The following is a 14200-nucleotide window of genomic DNA, read 5'->3' as shown; positions in this document are numbered from 1 at the left end:
ATGATGACACCTCCAAAGGCTGAAAAACGCCCGCAAACTCTGAGCGTACACGGCGATGACCGTGTCGATAATTACTACTGGCTGCGTGACGATGACCGCGCCGATCCTCAGGTTCTGGCGTATCTGACGGCAGAAAACGAATACACCGATCAGGCGATGCAACCCCATCAGGCGCTGCGTGAAACGCTTTACGGGGAAATGGTCGCGCGTATTGCGCAGCAGGATCACTCCGTTCCTTACGTCAAACACGGTTACCGTTATCAGACCCGTTACGAGCCGGGCAACGAATACGCGATTTATTTGCGTCAGCCTGCCGCCGAACATGAAAAATGGCAGACGCTGATCGACGGAAATGAACGCGCCAGCGACGGCGAGTTTTATACGCTGGGCGGTTTAGACATCAGCCCGGACAATAAACTGATGGCCGTGGCCGAAGATTTCCTGTCCCGCCGCCAGTACGACATTCGCATTAAAAAGCTGGATGATGAAACCTGGACTGACGACCTGCTGAAAAACACTTCCGGCAGCAGCGAGTGGGCAAACGATTCTCAGACGCTGTATTACGTCCGTAAGCACAAGAAAACGTTACTGCCGTATCAGGTTTATCGCCACGTAGTTGGCACGGATCCGAAGACGGACAAACTGGTTTACGAAGAAAAAGACGACACGTTTTACGTCGGGCTGGATAAAACCACGTCAGAAAAATACATCCTGATCCACCTGGACAGCACCACGACGTCCGAGATCCTGCTACTGGATGCCGATGATCCGCAGGCGACGCCGAAAGTGTTCCTGTCGCGCCGTAAAGATCATGAGTACGCGCTCGATCATTATCTGGGCAATTTCTATATCCGTTCGAACAAAGACGGTAAAAACTTCGGTCTGTATAAAAGCGAAAACGGCACCGAAGCGCAGTGGCAGACGCTGATTGCACCACGCATTGAAGTAATGCTCGAAGGTTTTAGTTTATTCCGCGACTGGCTGGTGGTGGAGGAACGCCATCAGGGGCTGACGCAGCTGCGCCAGATCCACTGGATCAGCGGTGAGGAAAAATCACTGGCATTTGATGACCCGACGTACACCACCTGGCTGGCGTACAACCCGGAACCGGATACGTCGTTACTGCGTTACGGCTACTCGTCGATGACTATGCCAAGTTCGCTCTTTGAGCTGGATCTCGACACGCATGACCGTACGTTGCTCAAACAGCAGGAAGTGAAAGATTTTGATGCGGCGAATTACCGCAGCGAACGCGTCTGGGTCACAGCGCGCGACGGCGTGAAAGTCCCGGTTTCACTGGTTTACCGCCGTGAATTGTTCAAGCCAAACACCAATCCGTTACTGGTTTACGGCTACGGCTCATACGGCAGCAGCATGGATCCGGCGTTCAGCGGCAGCCGCCTGAGCCTTCTCGACAGAGGCTTTGTTTTCGCACTGGCCCATATCCGTGGCGGCGCAGAACTGGGCCAACAATGGTATGACGACGGCAAACTGTTTAACAAACTCAACACGTTCCACGATTTCATCGATGTGACAAAAGAACTGGTAGCTGAAGGTTACGGCGACGCAGGGCAGGTTTACGCGATGGGCGGCAGCGCAGGTGGTTTGCTGATGGGCGCGGTGATTAATCAGGCTCCCGATTTGTTCCACGGCATCGTTGCGCAGGTTCCTTTTGTCGACGTTGTCACCACCATGCTCGATGAGTCTATTCCGCTGACGACCGGCGAGTATGACGAGTGGGGTAATCCTAACGACAAAGCGTATTACGACTATATGTTGCAATACAGCCCTTATGATCAGGTGCGTGCGCAGGCTTATCCGCACATGCTGGTGACTACCGGTTTGCATGATTCACAGGTGCAATACTGGGAACCGGCGAAGTGGGTGGCGAAACTGCGTGATGTGAAAACTGACGACAATCAGCTGCTGATGCACACGGATATGGATTCCGGCCACGGTGGTAAATCTGGCCGCTTCAAGGCTTACGAAGATATCGCGCTGGAATATGCCTTTGTTCTGTCGCTGGCAGCGAAGAAATAACAGGTTCCCCCGAAATAATTCAAGTCGCAGGAAGGCGGCAAGTGAGCGAATCCCGATGAGCTGACGTGGGTCAGTGATTCGGGTGAGGGAGCGCAGCTAACGCATCTGCGGCTTGAAGTATGACGGGGGAATAAAAAAACCCGCATTCAGCGGGTTTATTCTACGAAGTAACTTTATCAGGCAGCTGCTTTCTTGGCTTTTTTCTCAGCCTTCTTCTCAGCAGGGGTCTTCAGTGGCTTTTTCTTCGCATTTTTTTTGCTATCCATTCCTTTACTCATAATCGCCTCTCTTTAAAGCTGGTGGATTGGGTTGCTCTGCTATTTACTGCCTATTTCGTGTCAGTTGCAAGCAGCTTTGCACGTTTTTCTTCTGTCATCTTCGCAGTTTTCGTTTCGCGGGCAGCCAGCCTGCAGGCGAAATTGCGTGTTAAGTATGCGAACAGCATATGAAATAACGATTTTTGGTCATAACAACTTGTCGTGGCGGAACCGATGCGCTGTTATTAACAGGCGAGCACATCAATCAATACACTGGCCGAATAGAACAGGAAATGTCATGCCAAAATTAAAAGGGTTGTATCCGCCTCTGGAAGCGTATGCCAGCGGCATGCTTGATACGGGCGATGGACACCAGATTTACTGGGAACGCAGCGGAAACCCGGAAGGTAAACCAGCGGTATTTCTACACGGCGGGCCGGGCGGGGGCTGCTCATCGGTTCACCGGCAACTTTTTGATCCCAATGATTATGACGTCATGCTGTTTGACCAGCGTGGTTGCGGGCGTTCAAAACCTCACGCCAGTCTCGACAACAACACGACCTGGCATCTGGTCGAAGACATTGAACGCCTGCGTAAATTCGCGGGTGTCGAAAAATGGCTGGTGTTTGGCGGTTCGTGGGGATCAACGCTCGCACTGGCTTATGCCGAAACGCATCCGGAACATGTCAGTGAACTGGTTCTGCGCGGTATTTTTACGCTGCGTAAACAGGAACTCACCTGGTATTACCAGGATGGAGCATCCCGCTTCTTCCCTGAAAAATGGCAGCGTATTTTGTCGATTTTAGATGATGAAGAACGCAAGGATGTCATCGCCGCTTATCGCGCACGTCTTACCTCGGCAGATCGCGCCGTTCAGCTGGAAGCCGCGAAAATCTGGAGCCTGTGGGAAGGGGAGACTGTGACGCTCCTGCCTGCGGAAGGTTCGTCATCTTTCGGCGAGGACAACTTCGCGCTGGCGTTTGCCCGCATCGAAAACCATTACTTTACGCATCTGGGTTTTCTGGACAGCGACGATCAGCTTTTGCGCAATGTGGAACGCATCCGCCACATTCCCGCCGTTATTGTCCATGGGCGCTACGATATGGCCTGTCAGGTGCAAAACGCCTGGGATCTGGCACAGATCTGGCCGGAAGCGGAACTGCACATCATCGAAGGGGCAGGGCATTCGTTTGACGAGCCCGGGATCCTCGATCAATTGATCCGTACTAACCAGCGTTTCGCCGCCCGGCGTTAACGGCTTCTGTGCCCCCGTTTACCCGCAAAGCCGTCGCTTATTTTTGCTTCGGTTCGTAAGGTAAACGGGAGAATTTATGTGATTCCCCGCGATAAAACATGACCCGTTCACGGAAGTAAGTGCGCAAATGCGCCGGCTGATCTCGTTCCGCCATCTCAGCTACAACGGGCATATTGTAACGTTCCTTAAAAGCGACGGCTGACGCGGCGAGATCGACGTTAATGCGATCCATCTCGTCTTTGCTGATTTCGGCCAGATTAATGCTCATTGTTGTTTCCTGCTAAACCATTTCGCCGCATTGTACCCGACACCCTGCGCAGGGTGAATGTTGTCTTTAGAATTTTATTATCCCCCAGTGTTGTTGGCGCGATTCCCTGGTGTTAATGAGTAAATAAGAATTATTCCCGAAATCTAGGTGATAATTATATTCAACTAAAAGATTAAAGCAGGATATTTAAATAAGAATGATTCTTTTTAATAACATTCTTTATGTTAATGATTATCATTAATACATATTTTCATGAAAATAAATTTCATTAAATTCAATGAGTTAATTTATATTGTTGCCTGCATGATTAATAATGTGAATCGGGTGTTTTTATTTTGTATTGATGCGGGCATAATGCGGGTAAATAATCCCATTCATCTGCCTTAATTTATTTTATGGAGCCGCATTATGCTTAAAAAAGAAATGATCGACCAGCTGAACGAACAGCTGAACCTCGAGTTTTACTCTGCCAATTTATATTTGCAGATGAGTGCATGGTGCAGCGATAAAGGCTACGAAGGCGCAGCGGCGTTCCTGAAACAGCACTCCATGGAAGAAATGGATCACATGCATCGCCTGTTCAAATACGTCAGCGATACCGGCGCATTACCTCTGCTGGGCGCGATTGCTGCTCCGCCGGTGGCGTTTGAATCTCTGACTGATTTGTTCAAACAAACCTATGAGCATGAGCAACTGATCACCCAGAAAATCAACGAACTGGCCGATTTGTCCATGACGCTGAAAGACTATTCTTCTTTCAACTTCCTGCAATGGTACGTTGCTGAACAGCATGAAGAAGAAACGTTGTTCAAATCCGTTCTCGATAAACTGGCTCTGGTCAGCAACACCGGTAACGGCCTGTTCTTCGTGGATAAAGACCTGAAGAACATGGTGGCACAGGCTCCGGCAGGCTAATTTTCCTGTCGATGTGGTTCATAAAAACGCAGAGTGCTCAGGCCTCTGCGTTTTTTTATGTTTTTTTGACAAACGTTTTGGAGCGGTTTGCGATAAAGTGACGGCGTTATAAATTCATCGTTAAGCAAGCCAAGGAATTATCGTGTTCAAAAAAACCACTTCTCTTTGCCGTGCACTGGCAGTCTCAGCTGTTTTGCTGGGCGGATTTATCTCACAGCAGGCTTCTGCCCACGCACACCTGAAAACAGAAACGCCCGCCGCCGACACCGTTGTCACCGTCAGCCCGTCCGAATTGTCACTGGGCTTTAGCGAAGGCATCGAACCTAATTTCAGCAAAATTACGCTAACCGACGCAGATAAAAATACCGTTAAAGCTGGCGCTATGACGCTTGCCGCGAATGACAAAACTCAGGCGGTTCTCCCGCTTCCGGAAACGCTGAAGCCGGGTAAATACCTGGTAACGTGGAGCGTTGTCTCCGTTGATGGTCATAAAACACACGGTCAGTACAGTTTCACCGTTAAATAAACGATGAGCCTGACTGCCATGTTTGTCCTGTGCCGGTTTGTCCACTTTGCTTCACTGATGCAAATTTTTGGGTTGAGCGTCTTTTGCTCCTTACTGGCACCCCAGGGCTTTTCTGCCGTATTGCTGCGTAAAAATCAGTCTGTGATGATGTGGTCTGGCATTCTGGCGGCGGTGACGTCTGTGGGAATGCTCGCAATTCAGGCCGCGCTTATGGGGAATGGCTGGGGTGACGGGCTGAACCTGAACGTCTGGCTGCTGGTGCTCACGACGTCGTTTGGTGACGTCTGGCGCTGGCATCTGTTACTGACGGCAGCATTATTGCTGGTCATGCTGATGGACTGGTTGCCGGGACGCAACGTGATCATCTTTTTGTGCGCCCTCGGTTTACTGATGAGTCAGGCGCTGATCGGCCATGCGGCGATGCATGACGGCGCGCTGGGGCTGTTACACCGGACTAATCATGTCGTGCATCTGCTCAGCGCGGCTTACTGGTTCGGATGCTTATACCCGCTGCTGACCTGCATGTTATATACGCGACAACCTGCGACGCGCCCTTATGCGATTGCCACGCTTATCCGGTTTTCGGTCTGGGGCCACGCCGCCGTCGCGCTGGTTATCCTGACCGGCATTCTGAATACCGCGATTATTTTGCAGCGCTGGCCGGTCGATATGACCTCGCTTTATCAGCGTCTTCTCGTCATCAAAGTGGCGCTGGTCGGGATCATGTGCGGCGTCGCCATTTTCAACCGTTACCGGCTGGTGCCGTTAATGGGTAAACAGCCGGAGCTGGCCCAGCGCCGTTTCATCATGATGACGTGGCTCGAATGGGGACTGGCGTTATGGGTTTTACTGGCGGTGAGCTGGTTTGCAACCCTTGCGCCGGGCTGAAAAGCATGAAGAATTTACTATTTACTGAGGAAAAATCATGAGGAAAACACTGCTCGCCTGTGTGTTGCTAACCTTATCTGCCAGCAGTTTTGCGGCGCCGCAGGTCGAAACGATCAGCCGCCTGCAATATGGCAAAGCCTGGGCTTTTACGCGTGAAGAAGTCATGCTGCAATGCCGTCCCGGTAACGCGCTGTATGTCATTAACGACAGCACACTGGCGCAATATCCTCTGAACGACGTCGCCAAAGAGCAGGTTAAAAACCGCCAGGTTCAGGCCGTGCCATTGGAGAAAATCTGGCTAGACGACCCGGCTAATCCGGGGCAAAAAATGAGCCTCGCGCCGTTTATCGCCAAAGCCGAGACACTTTGCTGAATCGCCGTGCAGCCGGTAACCGCCTGATGTTAATCCCATGTTTTGCGTATGTTGTCACACAATGAGAATAATACATCATTGTTATTATCACTATGTTTCAAGCTGGGTGGAAAATAGTCAGGCCTCGGCTACTCTTTAAGTTGTACGGCTTAACCGCCTGCATTAATGCCAACTTTTAGCGCACGGCTCTCTCCCAAGAGCCATTTCCCTAGACCGAATATAGGAATCGTATTCGGTCTTTTTTTTGCCTGTTTTTCAAAACAATCACTTATAGTAAAAACAATCACTTAGGCTATTTTTACTTACCCTCAATGTTACTCATTTGGATTCTCCATCGCCATTTTATCGCCACTGATTTGAGCCAACGGATTCAGGTGGATAGCGTCTTCCAGGTGATCCGGAGCAAAGTGCGCGTATCGCATAGTGACCCGGATATCTGAGTGCCCGAGGATGCGCTGCAACACGATAATGTTGCCACCCGCCATCATGAAATGACTGGCGAACGTGTGCCGCAGAACGTGCGTCATCTGACCTTCAGGCAGCTCGATGCCGGCCAGCCTGATCACCCGATAAAACTGCTTATAGCAGGGTGAGAAGGGCGTGCCTTTACGGGCGATCAATTCGTCGTAGATAGGGCGGGTGAGGGGAACGGTACGGTTCTTTTTACCTTTGGTATTGATGAAGGTGAGTTTATAGGGAGAAATCTGCGAGCTTTTGATTTTTGCCGCCTCGTTCCAGCGTGCGCCGGTTGAAAGGCAGACTTTAACGATAAGCGTTAATTCGTCATTTCCATGCTGCTCACAAGCTGCCATGAGCTGCAAAATTTGTTCCTGAGTCAGCCATGCCATTTCACGTTCCGGCTGGTCGAACTCGCGGATATTCTCCAGCGGGTTAGGCAACGACCATTCCCCCAGGCGTTTCAGCTCATTGAACACCGCCCGTAAGAAAGCGTGCTCGCAGTTCACCGTACCGGTTGAAACCTTCCTGGTAGCCAGACTGGTACTGTAGCCGTTATCGATTTCACCGCGCAGGCGCTGATCACGATAATGCGCCCAGTCCTTCGGTGTGATCATGCTGGCTATCGGGTCACCCATACCCGCGCTGATAATCCTTAGTTTGCCCAGTCGTCCCTTTTTATCATTCAGAGAACAGCCGTGCAGGCTGTACCAGAGTTCGACCAGTTCGCTCAGCTTCCGCCGGTCTTCCTTCTCACCAAGCCAGGGTTTGTTCTTTGCCTGATCCATGGTGTAAGTCTCAAAGGCTAAGGCCTCACCCTTGGAATCAAACTGCCTGCGGCACCGCTTACCTTCGCGCCCGTTCGGGTAGCACTCGCATAACCATTTGCCTGTAGACAGCTTTCTTACACTCATCACATTCTCCTTTTTGAGAATGTGAATTCTACTGTATATAAAACCAGTGTAAATGTTTGATTTAGTCAGTCTTATACATGCAATGGCAGCAACCGGTCTATTTGTCTAAGCAGTATCTTTTGGAAAGGTTGCGGCAGAAATCGTGAAATTTTGATTCCAGATTGTTAAGATTGGTCTTAACAGTTTGCTTTCACTATAAGGACTTAATGATGAAGTTTGTTCTGGGATTTGCTGTTTTGGTGCTTCCGTTTACCGCGAGTGCTGCATTTGTTAACCCGATGGAATTCGACGGTTCCGAAGCGCAGAAACAAGAAGTTATTGAATACATCAAGGCGAAGGTAAAGGCGGATTACTGTGATGGTGCCGTTGATATGTGCCAACCAACAACGCTTCGAATGATGGAAAAGCAAAATCTGACCGCTTTTAAGAATCTGACCAAAGTCAAAAATAAAGAAATACTGAATAAGGTAATCGGGGATTATTGTGAAGGTGCGTTTGATATGTGCACTTACGCGACTCTGGATATGATGTACAAACAAAATCTGAAAGCCAGCGGTGAAAAACTTAGCTGGTAATCATTAAAACAAGAAACCCGCCATTGGCGGGTTTCTTGTTTTAATGCATCTGCAAAGATTGTTGCTGATGCTTGTCCGGGTGCAACTGCACAGCGTGAACTGTACCTGGCTCGACGATGATGTCCGCAATCGACTCATGCGTTTTAAGCGTGCAGCTGCAATTGATATTCTGGCACTGGTGGTAACGTTCTTTAGTATTGATGCTCAGATAACGGCTGGAACGGGCGTGTGCTGCGTGCTGGCATTTCGGGCAGTGCATCATAATAATCACCATGTAATCACTTTAATCAGTTGCGATCATTGTATGTTATGGCCGGAAACATACATCTGATATTACAGTGATTTACATATATTTTTCAGCGTCTTACTCTACGTATGTCTGGATTATGATGAAGGATTATTTATGCTGATTTATAACGTCTTTGGCCGGTTTCTTGGCGTTAAAAAAACACCAGATGGCTGGCAGGTTTTCCGTGCTGACATGGCTGAAAGAAAGTTTTCCAGGCTTTATGACGTCATCATTCCCGATGATATGACCGAGGCTGAAATTCCGGGCTGGCTGGGCGATATATTTCATGAGGCTGCCAGTGAACTCCATCCTGACGTCAAACGGGTCGAGTGATCAGCTTTCCGTCGCCTCATAACTCACATCCGACAGCAATACCTCCAGATTCAGCGTCGTCACAAACCCACTATTGCCCAGGCTGTGCGTCACCTTGCTGATTATCCAGGGCTGCGCGTCGATCACGGATTTAAAGCCCGACACCGCCAGCGGCGTCTCAGGGAATAAATCCGCACGCCCGCGAGCCAGGGAGATCGAGAACTCCGCGACACCGCGCTGGAGTTTGTCCCACTTTGCCTGCGCTGCCCGCATGGCCGTTTTCTGCGTAGCGTAGATGGTGGTGAGGGTAAACACATTGTCTTCGCTGCCCGCCAGGTAATCGCCTTCCTTTGCCTCCGATGTTTTCTGCACCTTCGCGCTGACCTTCCTGGCCTTCGGATGTTGCAGGGCGCGCAGGTACTGCACTTTCGGTTTGCGTTGAACCTTCACCTTTTTCGGTTTCGGGTCTTTGGTATGCAGCCAGCTTGCCGACACGCCGGTATACGCCCCACGGTCAGCAATATTAAACGTGTGCCCGTCGCCGTCGCTGCGGACAATCGTCATCTGTGGGATAGGCTTCCCGCTGGCGGTCTTTGCCGCCCCTGGTTTGATAAACAGCAGATTACCGGCCTTGATGGCGACAACCGCGCCGTTCAGCTCCGCCAGGCGGGTGATAAACTTTGCGTCGGTTTCCTGCGTCTGGTCGATATGCGACACCTTCACGCCCCTGAACGGCTCGGCAACGGCGGGCTTGAGATTATTGCGCGCCGCCACGGCCGACACTACCGCCTCCAGCGTCGTGTCGTGATAGGAGTTGTCGCGGCGGGAATTCAGACTGCCGCGATAGTCCGCGCTGCGGGCACGGATAGTCAGCGTGTCCGGCGTTCCGCGATGCTCCACCTCATCCACGGTAAAGTCGCCTTTGTTCGTCAGTGCCTGGCCTTTCCAGCCCAGCGCGATATTAATCACCGCACCGCGTGGCGGCATCTCCAGCAGGCCGTCGGTGTCGCTTAGCTCGATGTCGAGCTGGTCAGCTTCAAAGCCGCGGTTATCCGTGAGCGTGAGCGAAATCAGCCGGTTGCTGACGTCCTGCGTGATGTCTTTGCCGCCGACGGTTACCGTGAAGTCCGGTGCAAACTGCGCACCGGCGCCGATGGTCATATCCGTAATCACAGCAGCCCTCCTAACTGACCGGTTAAACCACCAGCCTGATCCAGCAGCCCGTCGGCCTGGGCTTTCATGTCGCCGAACATCGCCGCCAGGGATTCATCCACGCGGGTCAGCGTCAGCGTGAATTCAATCCGGCGGGCGGCACCGTTGGAAAAATGTTCCGTGTGGGTTTCACTGACGCTGTTCACCACGAACATCCCGTAAATGGTGCCGCTGCCTTCCAGCAGCGGCCACGCCTTGCCTTCGTCAGCCATCAGGTTCAGTGCCAGCAGTGACAATTTCCCGCCGGTGATTTCCGGCATCAGCACGCCGGACAGGGTGATTTTCTCCTCATTCACCCCGAGGAACTGCGGCAGCGGGCGCAGGCCGACGCGGTTGTTTACCGGCCACCGGTAATCGACATCGCGCTGCAAACTTTGGTAAGGGACGGTCTGTAACTGAAAGACAAACAACCCGAGGGTTAACATCATGCGGCTTTCTCCTTAATCGTTATCCATGCGGGAACGTTGCTGTGCGATGCGGGCGCGGTCACGGGCTTCCAGCTCGGCGCGGATCTGGCGGCTGGTATCCTGGGCACCCAAACCGGCACCGGCGGCAATCTGATAGGTGTGCGTGCTGCGGTCGATATAGCTGCGCCCGCCGCCGACGGACACCGGCGCATAACCGCCGCCCAGCAGACCACCAGACGGTGGCGTGACCGGCGCGGGGTTGTCCAGCGGGTGTACTTGCGGATCCCCGTCGCCGGATTGCTTCGAACGCCGGTCAGCTTTGTCCGCCGTTTTATCAATGTCTGCCGATTCATCCTTGATGATGCCTAGCTTTTCCAGCAGCCAGTCCACGCCCGAACGCAGTTTATTAAACGCCTGTAACGGCGCGGTCAGCGCGTTGGCGATGGCCTGCCCGAACATCACGCCGGTGTCCTTGCAGTTATTCAACGTTTCCTGCGTGGATTTGACCGGTTCAATCAGGTCTTTGAACCACTGCCAGACCATTTTTAATTTGTCGCCCAGCCAGTCAAACACCGGCTTGAGCGGCGCAAACAGCTCTTTTACCGGCGCGAACGCAATGCCCAGTCCTTCAATCACCCCCGCAAAGAAGGCGCTGATCGGCTCCCAGTATTTACGGATAAGCAGCGCACCGGCGACAATCGCCACGCCAACCGCGACTATCGGCAGCGTAAGCCCGCCGATCACCGTCGCAATCGCACCGCCCACCGTGCCGAGGATTGTCCAGAGCACACCGGCGGCGGCGACGATCAGATTGATGCCGCTGATCACCGGACCCGCCACCAGGCCAAACACGCCGAGCGCGCCGATAATCAGCAGCGCACCGCCTGCCACCTTGCCGAGCGTGGTCGCCAGGGCTTTATTGTTCACAATCCACTTATCCAGTTTCAGTACGTAGCCGGTGGCGGTCTGCACCAGTTTGCGCAGTGACGAATCCTGCTGATCAAACAGGTCAGTCCCGACGGCTTCATAGGCGGACTGAAATTCCTTAAAGTCGCCGCCGAGGTTGTTCTGCATCACCTCCACCAGTGCCTCGGTTTTGCCGTCCGAGGTTTTGAATGCCTGGGTAAGTTTGTCGAGCTTGCCCGACGTTGCCCCATCCATCAGCACCATCGCCGCCGAACTGGCTTCCTCGCCAAAGACGGCTTTCATGTACTGCGCCCGCTGTGCATCACCGAGCTTGTTTTTCTCAAAGCTCTTTTGCATTTCCTTCAGGATGGTAAACAGCGGGCGCATGTTGCCTTTGCTGTCCGCCGTCTTCACCTTCAGCTCACCGAGCGCGGCGGCGGCGGTGCCCGTCGGTGCCTGCAAGCGGGTAATAACGGCGCGGGCACTGGTGCCCGCCATCGAGCCGGTAATTTTGGCATCGGCCAGCGCGGCCGCCATCGCGGCGGTTTCTTCGACGCTGATACCGGCCTGTTTCGCTACCGGTGCGGCATAGGTCATGGTGTCTGACAGGCCTTCAAAGGTGGCTGCTGATTTATTCATGGCCGTAGAAAGCACGTCGCCGATGTGCGCCACGGTGTCATTGGTCATGCCGAACGCGGACTTCACGCCCATCAGCAGGGTGGCGTTCTCCTCCATGGTGCGCTTGTTTGCCAGGGACAGATTCAGGATGGTCGGCGTAGCCGCCAGAATGCCGTCCTTGTCCGCGCCGGATTTGGCGACGATGATTTGCGCGGCGGCCGCGTCATCGGCGGAGGCGGCGGTGTTATCGCCGAGCTGCCGCGCCTGGGTGCGCAGCGCGGTCATGTCGGCGGAGTCTTTTTCTAACCCGAGCGTTGCCTGTAGTTCGGAATTCTTCTGCGCAAAATTAAATCCCGGCATCAGCAGCCCGACACCCGCCGCCGTGCCCGCCGTTGCTATTCCGACACCCGCAGCCCCTGCACCGGTGACGCTGCCGGCCAGTTGTTTACCGGCCTGATACCGGCCTTTGACCGCGTTCAGTTTGGCCTGCTGCGCGCTGACGCGTGCCAGGGATTCACGCTGGCGGTTGAGCTGCGCGGTGGTTTCACTAATGGAGGTTTTCAGGCGGCGCTCAGAGTCTGACAGCGTGCGCGTGCTGATGCCCGCCTGGGAGAGTTCTGTGCGCTGACGCTGCACCGACTGCCGAAGCCCATTGAACTGGGTCTGCAACTGCGCGGCGGTGCGCTTTGCGGCTTCCATGGCCTGCGCATGGGCGCGGGTGGGGTTGGCGGTGTTTTTGAACTGGATAGCCAGCGCCGCCGCTTCCGCTTTGGCGTCTTTGAGTTTCTGACCTGTGACGGCAAGCTGCGCGCGGGATTTGCGGAAGCCGTCAATCTTTCCGGCCTGGGCGTTCAGGTCTTTGAGCGCGGTCTGGGAGTTTTTAATGTCTCCGGACAGCGCCTTACTGGCGTTCTCCACCGATTTAAACGGGCGGGTCGCCTGGTCAACCGCCTTTAACAGCACCTCTACTTTTAAATTACTCACTGTCGGCTCCGCTTCGCTGCATGGCCTTATGACGCCACGCGCAAAGCTCGGTCAGCGTCATCAGGTTCATTTCTGACGGCGGCCAGTGAAAGATCACCGCGATGTCCGCCATCAGGTCATCGACCGTCAGGGTCGGGGGAAGTTTTACTGTTCCGATTTCGGCGATAAAAAACCAATCACCTTACCCGCCAGGGCAATCAGGTCGGGCAGGTTCAGGCTTTTGCAGTCCTGGGCGGTCAGATTCGGGGCGGTAATGCGCGGCAGAATGACGGTCAGCGCGTCAACGTCGGCATTTGCCAGCGCCGCCAGACCAATTCCGCGCAGATGTCCGGCATTCGGTTTGATGACTTCAACCTGGTTAATCAGCGTGTCGCCGCGTTTGATCGGTTCTTCCAGGATGACGATGTTTTCATTGTGTTCTGACATAGCGGTGTCTCTTTTCTAAAGGAGGATGACGCGCCGGAGTCCGGCGCGGGTTACGGGTTACAGGCCGATGTTTTTGCGGTGTTCCGCCACGCGGTCAACGCCGCCGACAATTTCCACCATGTTCACGGTATCGACTTCAATCACGTCTTTGCCGTCAATCACCAGTTTGAAATAGGTACATTGGGTGGTGATTTTGGTTTCGGTGTCTTCGCCCTGTTTGTACTCGCCAAAATCCATTTCCTTGTGGCGTCCGCGCATCGTGACTTCCACGGCGGAGGTTTCGCCGGTGTCGTCGCGCTGGAAGGAACCGGCAAAGCGCAGCGGCACGGCGTCCACCGCGCCCCACTGTTGCAACACCAGCTCATCCAGCCCGCCCACCGTCCACTCAAAGCTCAGCGCGTCGTCGTCCAGGCCGAAATCAATGGCGGCGGAACCGGTCATGCCGCCGCCGCGATAGTTCTCCAGCTTGCGGGTGAGTTTGGGCAGCGTCAGCGCGCTGACAATGCCGAGATAGCTGCTGCCGTCGTTAAACAGGTTCAGGTATTTGAGTTTCTTCGGGAGTGCCATGGTTTAGCGCCT

At 53.5% G+C, this 14200-nt stretch carries 17 protein-coding genes; 8 read left to right on the top strand and 9 right to left on the bottom strand.

What is annotated here, in order from left to right; genetic code table 11:
- Both IV433_RS13965 and pip read left to right on the top strand, forming a co-directional pair.
- Complete coding sequence (locus IV433_RS13965) at window positions 1-2040, top strand: S9 family peptidase (RefSeq protein ID WP_195814369.1); 2040 nt, start codon at window positions 1-3, stop codon at window positions 2038-2040.
- A 555-nt stretch (window positions 2041-2595) separates the two neighbouring features.
- Window positions 2596-3552, top strand: a complete 957-nt coding sequence (gene pip / locus IV433_RS13960) for a prolyl aminopeptidase (RefSeq protein ID WP_195814370.1) — start codon at window positions 2596-2598, stop codon at window positions 3550-3552.
- A 37-nt stretch (window positions 3553-3589) separates the two neighbouring features.
- Here pip and IV433_RS13955 read toward each other — a convergent pair whose 3' ends face one another.
- Complete coding sequence (locus IV433_RS13955) at window positions 3590-3820, bottom strand: DNA polymerase III subunit theta (RefSeq protein WP_195814371.1); 231 nt, start codon at window positions 3818-3820, stop codon at window positions 3590-3592.
- A 408-nt stretch (window positions 3821-4228) separates the two neighbouring features.
- Here IV433_RS13955 and ftnA point away from each other — a divergent pair, with 408 nt between their 5' ends.
- The 4 genes from ftnA (at window position 4229) to IV433_RS13935 (ending at window position 6522) form a co-directional block, all read left to right on the top strand.
- Window positions 4229-4735 carry a non-heme ferritin gene (gene ftnA, locus IV433_RS13950; protein WP_104922633.1) on the top strand — a complete coding sequence of 169 codons (507 nt, stop codon included), beginning with the start codon at window positions 4229-4231 and terminating at the stop codon, window positions 4733-4735.
- A 139-nt stretch (window positions 4736-4874) separates the two neighbouring features.
- Window positions 4875-5261, top strand: coding sequence for a copper homeostasis periplasmic binding protein CopC (gene copC, locus IV433_RS13945; protein ID WP_370530261.1), 387 nt, complete (start codon window positions 4875-4877; stop codon window positions 5259-5261).
- Window positions 5262-5264: 3 nt separating this feature from the next.
- The gene (gene copD / locus IV433_RS13940; protein WP_195814373.1) at window positions 5265-6149 is read left to right on the top strand and encodes a copper homeostasis membrane protein CopD; all 885 of its coding nucleotides are present in this window, start codon (window positions 5265-5267) and stop codon (window positions 6147-6149) included.
- Between the two features lie 37 nt (window positions 6150-6186).
- Entirely contained in the window at window positions 6187-6522 is a 336-nt protein-coding gene (locus IV433_RS13935; protein WP_195814374.1) for a YebY family protein, read from the top strand.
- A gap of 314 nt (window positions 6523-6836) precedes the next feature.
- On the opposite strand, the gene IV433_RS13930 is transcribed toward IV433_RS13935, so the two are convergent.
- Window positions 6837-7892 carry a phage integrase gene (locus tag IV433_RS13930; protein ID WP_195814375.1) on the bottom strand — a complete coding sequence of 352 codons (1056 nt, stop codon included), beginning with the start codon at window positions 7890-7892 and terminating at the stop codon, window positions 6837-6839.
- A 206-nt stretch (window positions 7893-8098) separates the two neighbouring features.
- On the opposite strand from IV433_RS13930, the gene IV433_RS13925 reads away from it, so the two are divergent.
- A complete protein-coding gene (locus IV433_RS13925) occupies window positions 8099-8467 on the top strand; it encodes a hypothetical protein (RefSeq protein WP_229893375.1) in 369 nt (122 codons plus the stop codon).
- Window positions 8468-8507: 40 nt separating this feature from the next.
- Here the strand turns inward: IV433_RS13925 and IV433_RS13920 are convergent, their stop codons facing one another.
- Complete coding sequence (locus IV433_RS13920) at window positions 8508-8729, bottom strand: DNA-binding transcriptional regulator (RefSeq protein WP_195814672.1); 222 nt, start codon at window positions 8727-8729, stop codon at window positions 8508-8510.
- Window positions 8730-8870: 141 nt separating this feature from the next.
- Here IV433_RS13920 and IV433_RS13915 point away from each other — a divergent pair, with 141 nt between their 5' ends.
- Window positions 8871-9089 (top strand): DUF7661 family protein, encoded by a 219-nt coding sequence (locus tag IV433_RS13915; protein WP_195814376.1) that lies wholly within the window; start codon window positions 8871-8873, stop codon window positions 9087-9089.
- On the opposite strand, the gene IV433_RS13910 is transcribed toward IV433_RS13915, so the two are convergent.
- From IV433_RS13910 to IV433_RS13885, 6 genes are read right to left on the bottom strand one after another with little or no spacing between them, the layout of a single operon-like run.
- Window positions 9090-10229: a phage late control D family protein gene (locus IV433_RS13910; protein ID WP_229893399.1), complete on the bottom strand. Its 1140-nt coding sequence runs from the start codon at window positions 10227-10229 to the stop codon at window positions 9090-9092. It abuts the gene before it with no gap.
- A gap of 8 nt (window positions 10230-10237) precedes the next feature.
- A complete protein-coding gene (locus tag IV433_RS13905) occupies window positions 10238-10708 on the bottom strand; it encodes a phage tail protein (protein WP_112286890.1) in 471 nt (156 codons plus the stop codon).
- Window positions 10709-10720: 12 nt separating this feature from the next.
- Window positions 10721-13195 (bottom strand): phage tail tape measure protein, encoded by a 2475-nt coding sequence (locus IV433_RS13900; RefSeq protein ID WP_195814378.1) that lies wholly within the window; start codon window positions 13193-13195, stop codon window positions 10721-10723.
- Window positions 13188-13307 (bottom strand): GpE family phage tail protein, encoded by a 120-nt coding sequence (locus IV433_RS26355; RefSeq protein WP_195814379.1) that lies wholly within the window; start codon window positions 13305-13307, stop codon window positions 13188-13190. Before IV433_RS26355 ends, IV433_RS13900 begins: the two co-directional genes overlap by 8 nt.
- A gap of 32 nt (window positions 13308-13339) precedes the next feature.
- Window positions 13340-13621 (bottom strand): phage tail assembly protein, encoded by a 282-nt coding sequence (locus tag IV433_RS13890; RefSeq protein ID WP_112286887.1) that lies wholly within the window; start codon window positions 13619-13621, stop codon window positions 13340-13342.
- A 57-nt stretch (window positions 13622-13678) separates the two neighbouring features.
- Complete coding sequence (locus IV433_RS13885; RefSeq protein ID WP_195814380.1) at window positions 13679-14188, bottom strand: phage major tail tube protein; 510 nt, start codon at window positions 14186-14188, stop codon at window positions 13679-13681.
- Between the last annotated feature and the right edge of the window lie 12 nt (window positions 14189-14200).

Source organism: Rahnella laticis (genome assembly GCF_015644585.1).
Classification (GTDB): Bacteria; Pseudomonadota; Gammaproteobacteria; order Enterobacterales; family Enterobacteriaceae; genus Rahnella; species Rahnella laticis.
The sequence above is the reverse complement of the archived record's forward strand: the minus strand, read 5'-3'. Positions and strand labels throughout refer to the sequence as shown.

Excerpts from the sequence above, each read along its gene's own strand:
- IV433_RS26355 (WP_195814379.1), bottom strand. The coding sequence starts at position 13,307 with ATGGCGGACATCGCGGTGATCTTTCACTGGCCGCCGTCAGAAATGAAC.
- IV433_RS13905 (WP_112286890.1), bottom strand. The coding sequence starts at position 10,708 with ATGATGTTAACCCTCGGGTTGTTTGTCTTTCAGTTACAGACCGTCCCT.
- IV433_RS13930 (WP_195814375.1), bottom strand. The coding sequence starts at position 7,892 with ATGAGTGTAAGAAAGCTGTCTACAGGCAAATGGTTATGCGAGTGCTAC.
- ftnA (WP_104922633.1), top strand. The coding sequence starts at position 4,229 with ATGCTTAAAAAAGAAATGATCGACCAGCTGAACGAACAGCTGAACCTC.
- IV433_RS13910 (WP_229893399.1), bottom strand. The coding sequence starts at position 10,229 with ATGACCATCGGCGCCGGTGCGCAGTTTGCACCGGACTTCACGGTAACC.
- IV433_RS13965 (WP_195814369.1), top strand. The coding sequence starts at position 1 with ATGATGACACCTCCAAAGGCTGAAAAACGCCCGCAAACTCTGAGCGTA.
- IV433_RS13925 (WP_229893375.1), top strand. The coding sequence starts at position 8,099 with ATGATGAAGTTTGTTCTGGGATTTGCTGTTTTGGTGCTTCCGTTTACC.
- IV433_RS13885 (WP_195814380.1), bottom strand. The coding sequence starts at position 14,188 with ATGGCACTCCCGAAGAAACTCAAATACCTGAACCTGTTTAACGACGGC.
- IV433_RS13915 (WP_195814376.1), top strand. The coding sequence starts at position 8,871 with ATGCTGATTTATAACGTCTTTGGCCGGTTTCTTGGCGTTAAAAAAACA.
- pip (WP_195814370.1), top strand. The coding sequence starts at position 2,596 with ATGCCAAAATTAAAAGGGTTGTATCCGCCTCTGGAAGCGTATGCCAGC.
- IV433_RS13955 (WP_195814371.1), bottom strand. The coding sequence starts at position 3,820 with ATGAGCATTAATCTGGCCGAAATCAGCAAAGACGAGATGGATCGCATT.
- IV433_RS13920 (WP_195814672.1), bottom strand. The coding sequence starts at position 8,729 with ATGATGCACTGCCCGAAATGCCAGCACGCAGCACACGCCCGTTCCAGC.
- IV433_RS13935 (WP_195814374.1), top strand. The coding sequence starts at position 6,187 with ATGAGGAAAACACTGCTCGCCTGTGTGTTGCTAACCTTATCTGCCAGC.
- copD (WP_195814373.1), top strand. The coding sequence starts at position 5,265 with ATGAGCCTGACTGCCATGTTTGTCCTGTGCCGGTTTGTCCACTTTGCT.
- IV433_RS13890 (WP_112286887.1), bottom strand. The coding sequence starts at position 13,621 with ATGTCAGAACACAATGAAAACATCGTCATCCTGGAAGAACCGATCAAA.